This is a genomic window from Pseudomonas sp. TH07, assembly GCF_016651285.1.
Classification (GTDB): Bacteria; Pseudomonadota; Gammaproteobacteria; order Pseudomonadales; family Pseudomonadaceae; genus Aquipseudomonas.
Genome location: NZ_JAEKED010000001.1, coordinates 12,615 through 29,977, shown reverse-complemented (window position 1 = coordinate 29,977; position 17,363 = coordinate 12,615). Strand labels below are relative to the sequence as shown.

Sequence of the window (17,363 nt, the reverse complement as noted above, 5' to 3'; positions counted from 1 at the left end):
AGGCGTTGGGCACGTACGTGGTATCAGCCTATGCGTTGTGGCCGAAGAAATAGGCAACAACGACACGGTGCCTATTTAACAGTAAAGCCCTTGCCTTCTCAAATCAGCTGCGGTGTCGGTGGGAGTGGGCAGGGCGGCGGCGGGGAGCGCAAATCTTTGCAGTATCGTGCAAAGCCTTGATTTAGAGAGCTGGCGCCCGCATTTTCAATAAGCACCGTTTTTCAGTCGTTCCATCGTGGGCTTTTGCAGCCGAGTGATGGCACGGCTCAGCTTGCGGGACAATTGACCGCAGGCCTCAAGGGAAATCCGCTCAGCGAGGGTGATTGACTCTTGCTAGAGTGGTTCGGCACCTGGTTTGGTGAATTCAACCTGTCAACGGAGATAAACATGGCAATCGATATCGGTATCAGCGAAGAAGACCGCAAATCCATCGTGGATGGCCTCTCCCGCCTGCTTTCAGATACATACGTGCTTTATCTGAAGACTCATAACTTTCACTGGAACGTCACCGGTCCACAGTTTCGTACCCTGCACCTGATGTTCGAGGAGCAGTACAACGAGCTGGCCCTGGCAGTCGACCTGATCGCCGAGCGCATCCGCGCGCTGGGCTTCCCGGCACCTGGCGCCTACTCGATCTATGCCCGCCTTTCTTCAATCAAGGAAGAAGAGGGCGTGCCGAGTGCCGAAGAGATGATCAAGCAATTGGTCGCCGGTCAGGAAGCCGTGACCCGTACGGCGCGTGGCATTTTCCCGTTGCTGGACAAGGTCAGTGACGAACCTACCGCGGACTTGCTCACCCAGCGCATGCAGGTTCATGAAAAAACCGCGTGGATGCTGCGCTCCCTGCTCGATAACCGCTAACCGCCGGGGACGAGTGGTGCCGTTTGGCGTCACTCGTCGTCGCGCTGCCTTTATATCCTGGCATTTGGCCGATGCTCAGCAATGACTGCGGTGCGGTCTGTCACTGGGCGGGTGCCACTCTGGGTACTGTGAACCTTGCTCTGTGCCCGGATACGGCTGCACAGGGCCGATTTAATGGATATAATCACGCCCTTTGTTCCGTAGCCCGGGCTTTGGCGTGGGCTCTGACTGCAGTTCAAGCTCCATTCTGATTGTCGAGACGTCCCATGCCCATGTACGACTACCAATGTGCCTCCTGCGGTCATCAGCTGGAAGCCATTCAAAAGATCAGTGCCGATCCACTGGTCGACTGCCCTGCCTGCCAGGCGCCCGAATTGAAGAAAATGCTGTCCATGCCTGGCTTTCGCCTCAGCGGCACCGGCTGGTACGAGACCGACTTCAAGACCGGCACCAAGAAGAATCTGGCCGGCGGCGACAAAGCTGACTAAGTTGAACGACACGCGCGAGTTCTTGCACTATCCGGCACCTTAGAGGTGCGCAAGGCCTCCCACCGAATTTCGAATTACGAGAAGTGAAACCACTACCATGATGCGCAGCCATTATTGCGGCCAACTGAACGAAAGCCTGGAAGGTCAGGAAATTACTCTTTGCGGGTGGGTCCACCGTCGTCGTGACCATGGCGGGGTGATTTTCCTCGATATCCGTGATCGTGAAGGTCTGGCCCAAGTGGTATTCGATCCGGATCGCGCTGATACTTTTGCTGCTGCCGACCGTGTGCGCAGTGAATACGTAGTCAAGATCACCGGTAAGGTGCGCCTGCGCCCAGCCGGTGCCGGAAACGCCAACATGGCGTCGGGCATGATCGAAGTGCTGGGCTACGAGCTGGAAGTCCTGAACGAAGCGGAAACCCCGCCGTTCCCGCTCAACGAATTCTCCGACGTTGGCGAAGAAACCCGCCTGCGTTATCGCTTCATCGACCTGCGTCGCCCGGAAATGCTGGAAAAACTGCGTCTGCGCTCGCGCATGACCACCAGCATCCGTCGCTACCTGGATGAAAACGGCTTCCTGGATGTCGAAACCCCGATCCTGACCCGTGCCACCCCTGAAGGCGCGCGTGACTATCTGGTGCCGAGCCGCACCCACGCCGGCAGCTTCTTCGCCCTGCCGCAATCGCCGCAGCTGTTCAAGCAACTGCTGATGGTGGCCGGTTTCGATCGCTACTATCAGATCGCCAAGTGCTTCCGCGACGAAGACCTGCGTGCTGACCGCCAGCCTGAATTCACCCAGATCGACATCGAAACCAGCTTCCTCGATGAAAAAGACATCATGGGCCTCACCGAAGGCATGATCCGCAACCTGTTCAAGGAAGTGCTGGGTCTGGAATTCGGCGAATTCCCGCACATGACCTGGGACGAGGCCATGCGTCGTTACGGTTCCGACAAGCCGGACCTGCGTAACCCGCTGGAACTGGTAGACGTTGCCGACCAGCTCAAGGATGTCGAGTTCAAGGTGTTCAGCGGCCCGGCCAACGACCCGAAAAGCCGTATTGCCGCCCTGCGCGTACCTGGCGGTGCGAGCATGCCGCGCAGCAAGATCGACGACTACACCAAGTTTGTCGGCATCTATGGTGCCAAGGGCCTGGCTTACATCAAGGTCAACGAGCGCGCCAAAGGCGTCGAAGGCCTGCAGTCGCCAATCGTCAAGAACATCCCTGAAGCCAACCTCAATGTGATCCTGGATCGCGTTGGTGCGGTCGATGGCGACATCGTGTTCTTCGGTGCCGATAAGTCGAAGATCGTCAGCGAGGCCCTGGGTGCGCTGCGGATCAAGGTCGGTAACGATCTGAACCTGCTGACCAGCGAGTGGGCGCCAATGTGGGTCGTCGATTTCCCTATGTTCGAAGAGAACGACGATGGCAGCTTCACCGCCCTGCATCACCCGTTCACCGCGCCCAAGTGCACCCCGGAAGAGCTCGAAGCCAACCCGGCGACCGCTCTGTCCCGTGCCTACGACATGGTTCTGAACGGCACCGAGCTGGGTGGCGGTTCGATTCGTATCCACCGCAAAGAGATGCAGCAATCGGTCTTCCGCCTGCTGGGTATCAGCGAAGCGGAACAGGAAGAGAAATTCGGCTTCCTGCTCGACGCCCTGAAATACGGCGCGCCGCCACACGGTGGCCTGGCTTTCGGTCTGGACCGTTTGGTCATGCTGATGACCGGCGCCCAGTCGATCCGTGAAGTGATCGCCTTCCCGAAAACCCAGAGCGCCGCTTGCGTCATGACTCAGGCCCCGGGCCTGGTAGACGCCAAGGCCTTGCGCGAGCTGCACATTCGTCTGCGCGAACAGCCCAAGGCTGAGTAAGCTGACCTGATAAGGCGCATCTTCGGGTGCGCCTTTTTCTATTGGGTCCGGATTTTGTTGTTCACGCGCTGCAAGGGCGTCGCGGACAAGGTTTCAAAGAGAATTTGGAGCAAGTTATGGCAGGTCATTCCAAGTGGGCGAACATCAAGCACCGCAAAGAGCGTCAGGATGCCAAGAAAGGCAAGATTTTCACCAAGTGGATTCGTGAGCTGACTGTCGCTGCCCGTCAGGGCGGTGGGGACCCGGGCTCCAACCCGCGTCTGCGGCTGGCCCTGGACAAGGCCCTTGGCGCGAACATGAGCCGCGATATCATCGATCGCGCGGTGGCGCGTGGTGCCGGCGCGGCCGATACCGACGACATGGTCGAACTGACCTACGAAGGTTACGGACCGGGCGGCGTGGCGGTGATGGTCGAATGCATGACCGACAACCGCAACCGTACCGCAGCAGCCGTGCGTCACGCGTTCAGCAAGTGTGGTGGCAACCTGGGCACCGACGGTTCGGTGGCCTACCTGTTCGAGCGCAAGGGGCAGATTTCCTTTGCGCCGGGTGTCGATGAGGACGCGCTGATTGAAGCCGCCATGGAAGCCGACGCCGATGACGTGGTGAGCAACGAGGACGGTTCGGTCGACGTGTTCACCTCCTTCGGCGGTTTTTACGCGGTGCGCAACTCGTTGGAGGCCGCCGGATTCAAGGCCGACGATGCGGAAATCGTCATGCTGCCGACCACCAGTGCCGAACTGGATCTGGAAGGCGCGGAAAAGGTCCTCAAGCTGATCGATATGCTGGAAGATCTGGATGACGTGCAGAACGTCTATTCCAACGCGGATATTCCTGAGTCGGTGGCAGAGCAGCTCGGCTGATCCATCTGCAATACTCATGAGGCCGGAGGTGCAATGCCGTGATGATCGAACGGTGCTGTACTTCCGGCTTCTGCCTTTTAGCGGTTCCGGCTTCGGTCGGCGGGCAATTTCTTTCCAGCAGCAGGCGTTATGACTCTTATTCTTGGCATCGACCCCGGTTCGCGCATCACCGGTTATGGCGTGGTCCGTGATACCGGGCGTGGCTGCGTGTACGTCGCCTCCGGCTGCATTCGAACCGGTGGCGGCGAGTTGCACGAGCGCTTGCAGATCGTTTATCGCGGTGTGCGCGAAGTCATACAGACCTATGGTCCGGTGACCATGGGCATCGAAAAGGTGTTTATGGCGCGCAACGCCGACTCGGCCTTGAAGCTGGGCCAGGCCCGTGGCGCGGCGATTGTCGCGGGGGCCGAGGAAAGCCTGGAGATCGCCGAATACACCGCGACCCAAGTCAAGCAAGCGGTGGCCGGCACTGGCGGCGCCAATAAAGAGCAGGTGCAGATGATGGTCATGCACTTGCTCAAACTCACCAGTAAGCCGCAGATCGACGCCTCGGACGCCCTGGCAATTGCCATCTGCCATGCTCACACCCGCTCCAGCTTGTTGCCCCATGGCCTGGGTACGGCACGCAGTCGTGGCGGTCGCCTGCGTCTCTGATAGCATCTGCGCAGTCTATTCAGGAGTGGAGCCTGGTGCGCCTGTCTGCCCGGCCGCCATGCTCGCTCGGTTATTCGCCAGCCATTGAATCTGGCCAGTCTTTAAGGATCTGAAACGTGATTGGACGCTTGCGCGGCAATTTGGCTGAAAAACAGCCGCCGCATCTGATTCTTGATGTAAACGGTCTGGGTTATGAGGTTGAAGTGCCCATGACCACGCTTTATCGCCTGCCGTCGGTCGGCGAACCCCTGACCTTGCACACCCATTTGGTCGTGCGCGAAGACGCGCAGTTACTCTACGGCTTCAGCACCAAGCGCGAGCGAGACTTTTTTCGCGAGTTGATCCGTCTCAATGGTGTCGGGCCGAAACTGGCCCTGGCCTTGATGTCCAGTCTGGAAGTCGATGAGTTGGTGCGTTGTGTGCAAGCCCAGGACACGTCGGCGCTGACCAAGGTGCCAGGGGTGGGCAAGAAGACCGCCGAGCGCTTGTTGGTTGAGCTCAAGGACCGCTTCAAGGCCTGGGAAACCGTACCGAGCATGTTTGCCCTGGTGCCCAACCAGCCGGACGGGCCGGCGCCAGTGGCCAGTGCCGAGACCGATGCGGTCAGCGCGCTGATTTCCCTGGGTTACAAGCCCCAGGAGGCGAGCAAGGCTGTATCTGCCATCAAGGAAAAAGGTTTGAGTAGCGAAGACATGATCCGCCGCGCCCTGAAGGGAATGATTTAAGTGATTGAAGCTGATCGTCTGATCGCCGCCACGGGACCCCGTGACCGCGAAGAAGTCCAGGATCGTGCGATTCGCCCCGTCAGCCTGGCCGAGTACATCGGCCAGCCGACCGTGCGCGAGCAGATGGAGCTGTTTATCCAGGCGGCCCGTGGGCGCAATGAGTCGCTGGACCACACCCTGATCTTTGGTCCGCCGGGCCTGGGCAAGACCACCCTGGCCAATATCATCGCCCAGGAAATGGGGGTGTCGATCAAGAGCACCTCGGGTCCGGTGCTGGAGCGTCCGGGAGACCTGGCGGCGCTGCTGACCAATCTGGAACCCCATGACGTGCTGTTTATCGACGAGATCCACCGGCTTTCGCCAATCGTCGAAGAAGTACTGTATCCGGCGATGGAGGATTTCCAGCTCGATATCATGATTGGCGAGGGCCCGGCGGCGCGCTCGATCAAGCTCGACCTGCCACCGTTCACCCTGGTGGGCGCCACTACCCGTGCGGGGATGCTGACCAACCCGTTGCGTGACCGCTTTGGTATCGTCCAGCGCCTGGAGTTCTACAGCACCGCCGATCTGGCAACCATTGTCGGACGCTCAGCGACGATTCTGGGGTTGCCCCTGGACCCGGACGGTGCGTTCGAGATCGCCCGCCGTGCCCGAGGCACGCCGCGGATCGCCAACCGCCTGTTGCGTCGGGTGCGCGATTACGCCGAAGTCCGGGCCAAGGGCCATATCACCAAGCCGATTGCCGATCTTGCACTGAACCTGCTTGACGTCGATGAACGTGGCTTCGACCACCAGGACCGACGTCTACTGCTGACCATGATCGAGAAGTTCGATGGCGGGCCGGTGGGGGTCGACAGTCTGGCGGCAGCGATCAGCGAGGAACGGCACACCATCGAGGACGTGCTCGAGCCGTACCTGATCCAGCAGGGCTACATCATGCGCACGCCACGTGGGCGCGTGGTGACTCGGCATGCCTATTTGCACTTCGGTCTTAACATCCCGTCACGATTGGGGGAGATGCCTGTGGTAGACGAATTCCTCGATGCCGTAGACGATTAAAAACTCGTCCTGTGTCGATTTATTCGAGGTTTGTGCTGTCCTAGGGGCAGGCATGACCGTTCTTTCGCAAGAAAGGCGCAGGAGAATGAAAAACAGTTGCCTGGCCGGATTGGCAACCTGAGGAGTAAGCACTAGAGTATGCGCGCGCAAAACGGGCTTGAGTCGTTCGCACATCGTTGTCGCGTTTATTACGAGGACACCGATGCCGGCGGCATCGTGTATTACGTTAATTACCTTAAGTTTATGGAGCGGGCTCGAACCGAGCGGCTACGTGATCTGGGCTTCGCCCAATCGCAGCTGGCAGGGGAGAACCTGTTGTTCGTCGTGCATTCCAGCGAAGCGCGCTACCACGCGCCGGCGCGACTGGATGACGAACTTCTGGTAAGTGCACAAGTAATCGAATTGAACCGGGTCAGCCTGCGCTTTAAACAGCAGGTCAGGCGGGCTACGGATAATGCGCTGCTCTGTGAAGGGCAGTTTTTGGTGGCCTGTGTGCGCGCCGATAGTTTGAAACCCCGGGCCATTCCCGAAGCTCTACGTGCGGCCTTTGCCGACGTGAGCGGCGCGGGTACACACTCAGAGCAGGAGATAAAGCGTGGAAGCTAACGTCGTCGACCATTCCTCCATGTGGAGCTTGGTCAGCAATGCCAGCGTCGTGGTGCAGTTGGTAATGCTGATTCTGGTGGCCGCATCGGTGACCTCATGGGTCATGATTTTTCAGCGCAGCAATATGCTGCGTGCCGGTCGACGTGCCCTGGAGAGCTTTGAAGAGCGCTTCTGGTCGGGTATCGACCTGTCCAAACTCTATCGCCAGGCTGGCAGCAACCCGGACCCGGATTCGGGTGTGGAGCAGATTTTTCGTGCTGGCTTCAAAGAGTTCTCCCGCCTGCGCCAGCAGCCCGGCGTTGACCCGGAAGCCGTGATGGAAGGCGTCGCCCGTGCCATGCGCGTGGCTATTTCCCGCGAAGAAGAAAAGCTCGAGACCGGCCTGCCGTTCCTGGCGACCGTTGGCTCCGTGAGCCCGTACATCGGCCTGTTCGGTACGGTGTGGGGGATCATGAACTCCTTCCGTGGCCTGGCTACCGCCCAGCAAGCGACCCTGGCCACTGTGGCCCCGGGTATCGCCGAAGCCCTGGTTGCCACCGCAATTGGCCTGTTCGCGGCGATTCCGGCAGTTATCGCCTACAACCGCTTTGCCGCGCGCAGCGAAACCCTGACCAGCCGCTACTACACCTTCGCCGATGAGTTCCAGGCGATCCTGCACCGTAAAGTGCACACCAGCGAAGAATAAGCAGGTAATTTCCAATGGCTTTAATCGCTCGAGCTCGCAAAAAGCGCAAGCCGGTTGCCGAGATGAACGTAGTGCCCTACATCGACGTGATGTTGGTGCTGCTCGTCATCTTCATGGTGACCGCGCCGATGCTCAATCAGGGGGTGAAGGTTGATCTGCCCAAGGTTTCCAGCGAAGCCTTGCCGCAAGACAACAACACCCAGGTCCTGACCATTTCGATCAAGGCTGACAAGACCTATTACTGGAACCTTGGCAGCGAAGTCGATACCGACAAGCAGCAGGACAAGGCGATGACCTTGCCGCAAATGACCGACGCGGTGACCAAGATCATCCGTGCCGGCAATGAAGGCGGCAAGCACACCCAGGTGTTCATTCGCGGCGACAAGACCGTCGACTATGGTGCCGTGATGGGGGCCATGGGCGGATTGCAGAAAGCCGGGGTCGGTAACGTTGGCTTGATTACCGAGGCGCCCTGATGCACCAACAGCGAGAGCCGTCCGCCTCGGAAAGCTACTTCTGGCCGAGTGTCTGGGCAGTAGGCCTGCACATTCTGGTATTTGGCATGCTGTTCGTCAGCTTTGCCTTTACGCCTGAGTTGCCACCGGCCAAGCCGATTGTCCAGGCGACCCTGTATCAGCTGAAATCGAAAAGTCAGGCAACCACCCAGACCAATCAGAAGATTGCGGGTGAGGCGAAGAAATCCGCCGCGCGTCAGACCGAAGTCGAACAGATGGAGCAGAAGAAGGTCGAGCAGGAAGCGGTGAAGGCTGCGGAACAAAAGAAAGAAGAAGCGGCTCAAAAAGCCGAAGAAGCAAAGAAAGCGGACGAGTCGAAGAAAGCGGACGAGGCAAAAAAGGCTGATGAAGCCAAGAAAGCCGACGAAGCGAAGAAGACCGCGGAAGCTAAAAAAGCTGAAGAGAAACAATTGGCTGATATAGCCAAGAAGAAATCCGAAGAAGAAGCCAAGAAAGCCGCTGAAGAAGAGGCCAAGAAAAAGGCCGCTGAAGAAGCGAAGAAAAAGATAGTCGAAGACGCGAAGAAAAAAGCCGCGGAAGACGCCAAGAAGAAAGCTGAAGCTGACGAGGCGAAGAAAAAAGTCGCCGAAGACGCGAAGAAGAAAGCTGCCGCCGATGCTGCGAAGAAGAAATCGCAGGAAGCCGCGCGTAAATCAGCCGAAGAGAAAAAGGCTCAGGCCTTGGCTGACTTGCTTTCCGACACGCCGCAGCGCCAGCAGGCCTTGGCCGATGAGCAGGGCGATGAAGTCGCGGGCAGTTTCGACGATCTGATTCGTGCTCGGGCGGCAGAAGGGTGGGCTCGTCCTCCTTCGGCACGCAAGGGTATGACGGTTGTGCTTCAAATCGGCATGTTGCCTGACGGTACGGTGACCACGGTCAGCGTATCCAAGTCCAGTGGTGACGGTCCGTTCGACGCTTCGGCGGTGGCGGCAGTCAAGAACATTGGGCGTTTGACAGAAATGCAGGGAATGAAACCGAGCGATTTCGCTCCCTATCGTTCATTCAAGATGACATTCACACCTGAGGATCTAGCCTTGTGAGAAACCTTCTTCGAGGAATGCTTGTCGTTATTTGCTGTATGGCAGGGATAGCGGCAGCGGATGAAAAGAACATTCTGGTTACTAGCGGTAGTGACCGGGCCACCCCTATCGCCGTAGTTCCTTTCGGCTGGCAGGGTGGCAGCGTGCTGCCGGACGACATGGCGGAAATCATCGGTAACGACCTGCGCAACTCGGGTTACTACTCGCCGATTCCAAAACAGAACATGATCGGCCTGCCGACTCAGGCCAGCGAAGTCATCTACCGTGACTGGAAGGCCCTGGGCGCCCAGTACATCATGGTCGGCAGCATTGTTCCGGCGGGCGGTCGCCTGCAGGTGCAATACGCCCTGTTCAACGTCGCCACCGAGCAGCAAGTGCTGACCGGCAGCGTGTCGGGCAGCATTGATCAACTGCGCGACATGTCCCACTACATCGCCGACCAGTCGTTCGAAAAGCTCACCGGTATCAAGGGTGCTTTCTCGACACGCATGCTGTATGTAACGGCTGAGCGGTTTTCCGAGAAAAACACCCGTTACACCCTGCAACGCTCGGACTACGACGGTGCGCGTGCGGTGACTCTGCTGCAATCCCGTGAGCCGATCCTGTCGCCACGCTTTGCTCCGGATGGCAAGCGTATCGCTTATGTGTCGTTCGAACAGAAGCGTCCGCGCATCTTTGTCCAGCACATCGACACCGGCCGCCGCGAGCAGATCACCAACTTTGAAGGGCTGAACGGTGCTCCTGCCTGGTCTCCAGATGGTCAGCGCCTGGCTTTCGTACTGTCCAAGGACGGTAACCCGGATATTTATGTGATGAACCTGGGGTCGCGTCAGATCTCCCGTGTCACCAGTGGCCCGGGTATCAACACCGAACCTTTCTGGGGTAAAGATGGATCGACTATCTACTTCACCTCGGACCGTGGCGGCAAGCCACAGATCTACAAAACCAGCGCCAGCGGCGGTGGTGCAGAGCGTGTGACCTTTATTGGTAACTACAACGCCAACCCGAAATTGTCGGCGGATGAAAAGACGCTGGTAATGATTCACCGGCAGGACGGCTTCACAAACTTCAAGGTTGCGGCTCAGGATTTGCAGCGCGGAAGCGTAAAAATCCTTACAGATAGCACACTTGATGAGTCGCCTACTGTTGCGCCCAACGGCACCATGGTAATCTACGCCACCCGCCAGCAGGGCCGGGGAGTCTTGATGCTCGTGTCCATTAATGGACGCGTAAGGCTCCCGCTTCCTACCGCACAAGGCGAAGTCAGAGAACCTTCCTGGTCCCCTTACCTGAACTGACGCGGCGCTACACGTTTTACTTAACACACTGGGGTTCATTAGGAGTTTCACGATGGAAATGCTGAAGTTTGGTAAGTTTGCTGCGCTGGCTCTGGCCATGGCTGTAGCTGTAGGTTGCTCCTCCAAAGGCGGCGACAACGCTGGCGAAGGCGCTGTTGATCCAAACGCTGGTTACGGCGCTAACACTGGTGCAGTTGACGGCTCCCTGAGCGAAGAAGCTGCTCTGCGCGCAATCACCACCTTCTACTTCGAATACGACAGCTCGGACCTGAAGCCAGAAGCCATGCGCGCTCTGGACGTTCACGCCAAAGACCTGAAAGCAAACGGCGCTCGCGTTGTTCTGGAAGGCAACACCGACGAACGTGGTACTCGTGAGTACAACATGGCACTGGGCGAGCGTCGTGCGAAAGCCGTTCAGCGCTACCTGGTACTGCAAGGTGTTTCCCCAGCTCAGCTGGAACTGGTTTCCTACGGCGAAGAGCGTCCAGTTGCTACCGGCAACGACGAGCAGTCCTGGGCTCAAAACCGTCGCGTCGAACTGCGTAAGTAATTCGTCATGCGAACGTGCCGTCGTGCTGTAACTATTTTGGCTCTCAGCCTCGCGCCGCTTGCGGCGTGGGCTGCGGTTCCTGTGGTCGATAACAACTCAGGCTATAACAATAGCGGGGGCAGTTATCCGCCAGCGGGTTATGGTACGAACGGCGCCTATGCCGGGGGAGGGGTTTCGACCCCTGTCTCGGCACAGGGCGAGCTGTTCCAGCAACTGCAGCAAATGCAGGAGCAAATCGCACGGCAACAAGGTGTGATTGAAGTATTGCAAAATGATGTTTCGCGCATGAAGCAGGAAAACCTGGAGCGATACCAGGATCTTGATCGGCGCATTGGATCTGGCGCTGCACCTGCCGCCACTCCTGATAATTCTTCTGCCGGTGGTGATAATACCGCCGGTGCGGCTGCCGGAGCTGCGACACAAGCCCCTGCAGCCAGCAGTGAACCGGGTGATCCGGCCAAGGAAAAGCTGTATTACGATGCAGCTTTCGACCTGATCAAAGCCAAGGATTTCGACAAGGCCAGCCAGGCTTTTGGCGCTTTTCTGCGTAAATACCCGAACAGCCAATACGCGGGTAATGCCCAGTACTGGTTGGGCGAAGTGAACCTGGCCAAGGGCGACCTGCAAGGCGCGGGTCAGGCTTTTGCCAAGGTATCCCAGCTGTACCCCAAGCACGCCAAAGTGCCGGACTCGCTGTATAAACTGGCTGACGTAGAGCGCCGCCTGGGTCACACCGACCGGGTCAAAGGCATTCTGCAGCAGGTGGTTGCGCAATATCCGGGCACTTCCGCTGCTCAATTGGCACAGCGCGATTTGCAACGCATGTAATCATGGCTTGACCGTTTTGAAGAAACCCGCGCTTGCCGCGGGTTTTTTCGTTAGAATCCATGCCCTTTTTATGAAACACGCTTCCTGGGGCTCACGCGTTGGCGGAGTCTCTTGAAGTGCCTGACGGAGGCGGACAGCCTGTTTAGCTGTTACGCCCGTGGCGACTATGCAAGACACATTGAGAATCACCGAAGTTTTCTACTCGTTGCAGGGGGAAACTCGGACTGCCGGGCTGCCCACAGTATTTGTGCGCCTGACCGGTTGCCCGTTGCGTTGCCAGTACTGTGACAGTGCCTATGCCTTCAGCGGTGGCACCCTGCGTACGCTGGACAGCATCCTCGAGCAGGTTGCCGAGTTCCGCCCGCGTTATGTCTGTGTCACCGGTGGCGAGCCGCTGGCGCAACCTAACGCCATTCCCTTGCTCAAACAGTTGTGCGACGCGGGTTACGAGGTCTCCCTCGAAACCAGTGGTGCGCTGGATATTTCTGCGGTCGACTCGCGAGTCAGTCGGGTGCTTGATCTGAAGACTCCCGGGTCGGAAGAGGTTCGGCGCAATCGCTACGAAAACATCGACCTGCTGACACCTAACGATCAGGTCAAGTTTGTCATCTGTTCTCGTGAAGACTATGACTGGGCTGTGTCCAAGCTGATCCAGTACGGCCTTGAGCGGCGTGCAGGCGAGGTGTTGTTCTCCCCCAGCCACCATGACCTGAACGCACGCGACCTGGCTGACTGGGTGGTGGCGGACAACCTGCCTGTGCGCCTGCAATTGCAGTTGCATAAATACCTTTGGAACGACGAGCCGGGGCGCTGATATGACCGAGCAAGCAGATGACACTCCCTCCACGCAAAAGCGTGCGGTAATCCTCCTGTCTGGCGGGCTGGACTCGGCCACGGTGGTGGCCATGGCCCGTGCCGAGGGTTACAGCTGCTACACCGTGAGCTTCGACTATGGCCAGCGACATCGCGCCGAACTGCAGGCGGCCGAGCGCGTGGCTCGCGACCTGGGGGTGGTTGAACACAAGGTCATCGGCCTGAATCTGAATGGCATCGGTGGTTCGGCCTTGACAGATAGCGCGATCGCTGTGCCGGAAGGCCCAAGTGAAGGCATTCCGATCACCTATGTGCCTGCACGTAATACCGTGTTTCTTTCCCTGGCGCTGGGCTGGGCGGAAGTATTGGGCGCACGCGACATTTTCATCGGCGTCAACGCTGTGGATTATTCCGGCTACCCGGATTGCCGCCCCGAGTTCGTCGAGGCCTTCGAGCGCATGGCCAACCTGGCGACCAAGGCCGGTGTAGAGGGGCAGGGCTTTCGCATCCAGGCGCCCCTGCAGAACCTGAGCAAAGCTGAAATCGTCAAGGCGGGGGTCAAGCTGGGGGTCGACTACGGGCTGACCGTTTCCTGCTATCAGGCCGACGATAAAGGCTACGCCTGCGGCAAATGTGACAGCTGCCGCCTGCGCGCAGAAGGCTTTTCCGCAGCCGGGATTGCTGACCCAACACCTTATTTCTGATTTATTTCAAATAAGGTGTTGAATTCCCGTTAGAAATCAGTATTATACGCGCCACCACACAGCGGGTCGTTAGCTCAGTTGGTAGAGCAGTTGGCTTTTAACCAATTGGTCGTAGGTTCGAATCCCACACGACCCACCATTTTTGGCGGTTTAGAAAATCCGGAAGGCCCACGCAAGTGAGGATTTTCGGGTTTTTTTTTGCTCGCAATTCGGTGGTCAGGGTCAGTCCTCCCGGGCACGTCCTCGTGCTGTTTTCCCTGCCTGGACCGGTATCTCAGGTCGCCGTTGAATTGATCGGGCCGAATCGACATCAAGTGCCGAAGGGCTTCAGAGGTGTATCGGGCCAGCGCCCGATTTTTTGCAGTCTTTCTGCACGCCCTAGCTTCCGCTGAGCATGATAAGGCCTCGTCTTTCCCCGCTTGATACATTAAGTCTGCTTTATCGCCGCTCATTATCCGAAGTTCGCCGCCTCAGTGCTCAATGTAAGCAATTTGATACCAATAAGTTCAATGCTATCAATATGATTCGATGATTGAGTTTGTTTGCTATCGATTTAGATTGAGTAATTATTTTTTACATGTGTTGGTTTTTTGTGTGGATTTGTCTGTATATAATTTTTCGTTTTCTGTGCGAAGGGGTTAATAGTGTGATTTATCTGATGTTGAGCCAGATGACTTCAAAGGTTGGATGAGTGCAAATGAGTTGTATTCCCAATATTCGCGACTTGGATGATTGTCGAAACATCCAGCAAGGCACTGTGTTTATTATCGCTTCAGGCGCATCTGCCAAGGATTTTCATCCTGAGGATTTTGCTCATGTCCCAATGATTACCATGAATGGGGCGATTTCAAAGTTTGTTGGCACTGGAGTCAAACCGTTCTTCTATACCTGTACCGATAGGGACTTCTCCAATCAGCAGCCCGAGTTGTTTTCCCAGGCGATGTTGATTAGTGAGCGGGTTGCTTTGTGGGAAGAGCATTTACGGGCCTCTTCCATTACTCCAAGCGGGGAGGTGTTTCTGCTAAGTAAAGCCCCCAAACTTTCCTGGACGGAGTTAATGGGCGAAGACAATGAGCTGATAAGGAACCGCAATTTTCTCAGGCGCCGCAATCGCCGAATTGGCTTCAGTAAAAATCTTAAACGGGGTTTCTTTGATGCCCGCACAGTGGCTTATCTGGCACTGCAAATTGCTTATCACGCGGGTTTCACCAAAGCAGTAATGGTGGGAGTCGACCTCAACCAATCAGCAAGACGATTTTACGAAGACAGGACTACGGATCTTTCCCCCTGTGGACTGGATCAACATTTTTTCACCAGAATTTTGCCTTCTTTCGAAATAGTTTCCGAGAAAGTGATGGGTGATCGCTTTCAGGTCTACAACTTATCCAACTCCTCACGCATACCTTCGGATGTAATACCTCAGATAAGCCTGGATGAACTTGGCCGCATTATCTAATAGGGCTCCGAACAACCGGTGATGACCACACACTCAGTAATCACCCATGTTTCTCCATTCTTGATAGGCACCAACGGTTCCTGGCGCTCTTGAGCGAGCGCTGAGTGCCGAGGGCTTTGCACGGGCGATGTGCACGACCTCCCGCTGCTCAGAATCATCTTTTACATCAAGGGGATATTCTGTAGCCTTGCCCGCCTAACAGCTGTCCGTGCCTGATAAAAACTCACTCTCCCGGCGGGACCCGAGTGGTCCGGAGCCGGGTGTATACTCGACTTTCGCGCGAATGCGCCTGCAGGTCTTGCGAACATGACGCAGATTTCCGAACGCCTTCTGGTTCAAGCCCACCTCGATGCCAAGCAGCCCAAGCCGCTCAGTGCTGATGAGGAGGCCCGCTACCGTGCTGCTATCGCCGCCGAGCTAAAGGCTCAGGACGCGGTGCTGGTGGCGCATTTCTATTGTGATCCGGTGATTCAGGCCCTGGCCGAGGAAACTGGCGGTTGTGTTTCCGACTCCCTGGAGATGGCTCGCTTCGGCAATGCGCACCCGGCCAAGACGGTGGTGGTAGCTGGGGTCAAGTTCATGGGGGAAACTGCAAAGATCCTCAACCCGGAAAAGCGTGTGCTGATGCCGACCCTCGAGGCGACCTGCTCCCTGGACCTGGGCTGCCCGGTGGAAGAGTTCTCGGCGTTCTGTGACCAACACCCAGAGCGCACCGTGGTGGTGTATGCCAATACCTCGGCGGCGGTCAAAGCCCGCGCTGATTGGGTGGTGACTTCCAGTTGCGCCCTGGAAATTGTCGAAAGCCTGATGGATAACGGCGAAACCATTATCTGGGGCCCGGACAAACACCTGGGTACTTATATCCAACGCCAGACCGGAGCCGACATGCTGCTCTGGGACGGTGCATGCATCGTCCATGAAGAGTTCAAGTCCAAACAGCTCGAAGACATGAAAGCTTTGTATCCGGACGCGGCGATTTTGGTGCACCCGGAGTCCCCGACCTCAGTGATCGAGCTGGCCGATGCGGTGGGTTCCACCAGTCAACTGATTGCCGCGGCCCAACGCTTGCCGAACAAGACCCTGATCGTGGCGACCGATCGCGGGATTTTCTACAAAATGCAGCAGCTGTGCCCGGACAAGGTTTTCATCGAGGCGCCTACGGCCGGTAACGGTGCGGCGTGCCGCAGTTGCGCCCATTGCCCCTGGATGGCCATGAACACCCTGGAGCGCACCCTGCAATGCCTGCGTACGGGCAGTAACGAGATCTTCGTCGACCCGGCCTTGATCCCCCACGCGATTCGTCCGCTCAAACGCATGCTGGACTTCACCCAGGCCGCGCGGATGAAGCTGGCAGGCAATGCCTGATCTGTTTTGCCGGCCAAACAAAAACGCCCCGATCTGTCGGGGCGTTTTTATATGTGGCGAATTACTTTTTCTTCTTGGGAATGCGTACTAGCTGGCTGCTGGAGTAAATGTCGTGCCAGCTGCGCTTTTGTTTGTCGATCAGTACCCAGACGAACCCCAGGCCAAGGCATAGCCACGAGGCGATAGAGACGATAAAGCGCAGCAGCGCCTGCCACAGACTGATGCTGCTGCCATCGGCGTTCTGTACGCGAATGCCCCAGACCTGCATGCCCAAGGTCTGGCCGGAGTAGGTCCAGAATTTGGCGAAGAAGCCGAACAACACAAATAGCAACACAGTGGAGTACAGCGGGTCCCCATCCAGGGCGCCGGCTTCGGTCAACGCACGCATTTTGGCTTCGCCGATGATCTGCATCTGGATCATTTTGTAGATGCCGCCGGTGACGATCATCAATGCGGTGCACAGCAGGAAATCATAGAACATCGCTGCCAGGCGGCGGCCCAGGCCGACGGCAGGGAAGTCGCCTTGGGGGCTTAGCAGGTGTTTTGACATGGCACGGCTCTCGTCTGGGCTGAAAAGAAGCCATTTTACGGAATTGCACGCACAAAAAAGCCTCTGATGTCAGCATCAGAGGCTTTTTCGTTACAGACGATTAAGCTTCGGCTTGAACTTCGTCAGCCTGCATGCCTTTTTGGCCCTGCACGGCGATGAAGGTCACTTTCTGGCCTTCTTTCAAGCTCTTGAAGCCGTTGCCCTGAATGGCGCGGAAATGCACGAACAGATCCGGACCGCTTTCTGGAGTGATAAAACCAAAACCTTTCTCGTCGTTAAACCACTTGACGGTACCGCTCTGACGTTGGGACATTTCTTATTTCCTTTGACACAAAAATTAATGACAGTCTCTTTCTCAAGAAAGAGTACTGGGCTGGGTTGCAGGAAAGTAAGAGACGTCGAACGGGTTGTAGCTAACTTGTTGGCTACT

General features: G+C 57.3%; 20 protein-coding genes and 1 tRNA gene. 19 read left to right on the top strand and 2 right to left on the bottom strand.

The window, feature by feature from the left end:
• The first annotated feature begins 387 nt into the window (after positions 1–387).
• From JFU57_RS00155 to nadA, 19 genes are all read left to right on the top strand, one after another.
• On the top strand, positions 388–861 hold the full coding sequence (locus JFU57_RS00155) for a Dps family protein (protein ID WP_020297256.1): 474 nt from the start codon (positions 388–390) through the stop codon (positions 859–861).
• A 266-nt stretch (positions 862–1,127) separates the two neighbouring features.
• Complete coding sequence (locus JFU57_RS00150; RefSeq protein ID WP_020297257.1) at positions 1,128–1,349, top strand: FmdB family zinc ribbon protein; 222 nt, start codon at positions 1,128–1,130, stop codon at positions 1,347–1,349.
• Positions 1,350–1,446: 97 nt separating this feature from the next.
• Positions 1,447–3,222 (top strand): aspartate--tRNA ligase, encoded by a 1,776-nt coding sequence (aspS, locus tag JFU57_RS00145; RefSeq protein WP_020297258.1) that lies wholly within the window; start codon positions 1,447–1,449, stop codon positions 3,220–3,222.
• A 116-nt stretch (positions 3,223–3,338) separates the two neighbouring features.
• Positions 3,339–4,085, top strand: a complete 747-nt coding sequence (locus JFU57_RS00140) for a YebC/PmpR family DNA-binding transcriptional regulator (RefSeq protein ID WP_201127535.1) — start codon at positions 3,339–3,341, stop codon at positions 4,083–4,085.
• A gap of 129 nt (positions 4,086–4,214) precedes the next feature.
• Positions 4,215–4,739 carry a crossover junction endodeoxyribonuclease RuvC gene (ruvC, locus tag JFU57_RS00135; protein ID WP_020297260.1) on the top strand — a complete coding sequence of 175 codons (525 nt, stop codon included), beginning with the start codon at positions 4,215–4,217 and terminating at the stop codon, positions 4,737–4,739.
• A gap of 116 nt (positions 4,740–4,855) precedes the next feature.
• Positions 4,856–5,464 (top strand): Holliday junction branch migration protein RuvA, encoded by a 609-nt coding sequence (gene ruvA, locus JFU57_RS00130; protein ID WP_020297261.1) that lies wholly within the window; start codon positions 4,856–4,858, stop codon positions 5,462–5,464.
• A complete protein-coding gene (gene ruvB / locus JFU57_RS00125) occupies positions 5,465–6,523 on the top strand; it encodes a Holliday junction branch migration DNA helicase RuvB (protein ID WP_020297262.1) in 1,059 nt (352 codons plus the stop codon).
• 138 nt (positions 6,524–6,661) lie between these two features.
• Positions 6,662–7,129, top strand: coding sequence for a tol-pal system-associated acyl-CoA thioesterase (ybgC, locus tag JFU57_RS00120; protein WP_020297263.1), 468 nt, complete (start codon positions 6,662–6,664; stop codon positions 7,127–7,129).
• A complete protein-coding gene (gene tolQ / locus JFU57_RS00115) occupies positions 7,119–7,814 on the top strand; it encodes a protein TolQ (RefSeq protein WP_020297264.1) in 696 nt (231 codons plus the stop codon). The genes ybgC and tolQ overlap by 11 nt, the downstream gene beginning before the upstream one ends.
• Positions 7,815–7,837: 23 nt before the next feature.
• The gene (gene tolR / locus JFU57_RS00110; RefSeq protein WP_161955761.1) at positions 7,838–8,290 is read left to right on the top strand and encodes a protein TolR; all 453 of its coding nucleotides are present in this window, start codon (positions 7,838–7,840) and stop codon (positions 8,288–8,290) included.
• Positions 8,290–9,369 carry a cell envelope integrity protein TolA gene (gene tolA, locus JFU57_RS00105; protein WP_020297266.1) on the top strand — a complete coding sequence of 360 codons (1,080 nt, stop codon included), beginning with the start codon at positions 8,290–8,292 and terminating at the stop codon, positions 9,367–9,369. Before tolR ends, tolA begins: the two co-directional genes overlap by 1 nt.
• 17 nt (positions 9,370–9,386) lie before the next feature.
• Entirely contained in the window at positions 9,387–10,667 is a 1,281-nt protein-coding gene (gene tolB / locus JFU57_RS00100) for a Tol-Pal system beta propeller repeat protein TolB (RefSeq protein WP_177326775.1), read from the top strand.
• A gap of 52 nt (positions 10,668–10,719) precedes the next feature.
• Positions 10,720–11,217, top strand: coding sequence for a peptidoglycan-associated lipoprotein Pal (gene pal / locus JFU57_RS00095; RefSeq protein WP_003178634.1), 498 nt, complete (start codon positions 10,720–10,722; stop codon positions 11,215–11,217).
• A gap of 6 nt (positions 11,218–11,223) precedes the next feature.
• On the top strand, positions 11,224–12,045 hold the full coding sequence (gene ybgF / locus JFU57_RS00090; protein ID WP_201127533.1) for a tol-pal system protein YbgF: 822 nt from the start codon (positions 11,224–11,226) through the stop codon (positions 12,043–12,045).
• Between the two features lie 166 nt (positions 12,046–12,211).
• On the top strand, positions 12,212–12,859 hold the full coding sequence (gene queE / locus JFU57_RS00085; RefSeq protein ID WP_078471854.1) for a 7-carboxy-7-deazaguanine synthase QueE: 648 nt from the start codon (positions 12,212–12,214) through the stop codon (positions 12,857–12,859).
• A gap of 1 nt (position 12,860) precedes the next feature.
• On the top strand, positions 12,861–13,562 hold the full coding sequence (gene queC / locus JFU57_RS00080; RefSeq protein WP_201127531.1) for a 7-cyano-7-deazaguanine synthase QueC: 702 nt from the start codon (positions 12,861–12,863) through the stop codon (positions 13,560–13,562).
• Positions 13,563–13,625: 63 nt separating this feature from the next.
• Positions 13,626–13,701: transfer RNA gene (locus JFU57_RS00075), tRNA-Lys, on the top strand.
• A 558-nt stretch (positions 13,702–14,259) separates the two neighbouring features.
• Positions 14,260–15,018, top strand: a complete 759-nt coding sequence (locus JFU57_RS00070; RefSeq protein WP_078471852.1) for a lipopolysaccharide biosynthesis protein — start codon at positions 14,260–14,262, stop codon at positions 15,016–15,018.
• A gap of 306 nt (positions 15,019–15,324) precedes the next feature.
• On the top strand, positions 15,325–16,383 hold the full coding sequence (gene nadA, locus JFU57_RS00065; RefSeq protein WP_078471851.1) for a quinolinate synthase NadA: 1,059 nt from the start codon (positions 15,325–15,327) through the stop codon (positions 16,381–16,383).
• A 61-nt stretch (positions 16,384–16,444) separates the two neighbouring features.
• Here the strand turns inward: nadA and JFU57_RS00060 are convergent, their stop codons facing one another.
• Positions 16,445–16,933: an RDD family protein gene (locus tag JFU57_RS00060; RefSeq protein ID WP_201127528.1), complete on the bottom strand. Its 489-nt coding sequence runs from the start codon at positions 16,931–16,933 to the stop codon at positions 16,445–16,447.
• A 100-nt stretch (positions 16,934–17,033) separates the two neighbouring features.
• A complete protein-coding gene (locus JFU57_RS00055; RefSeq protein WP_007977299.1) occupies positions 17,034–17,246 on the bottom strand; it encodes a cold-shock protein in 213 nt (70 codons plus the stop codon).
• Positions 17,247–17,363: the final 117 nt, after the last annotated feature.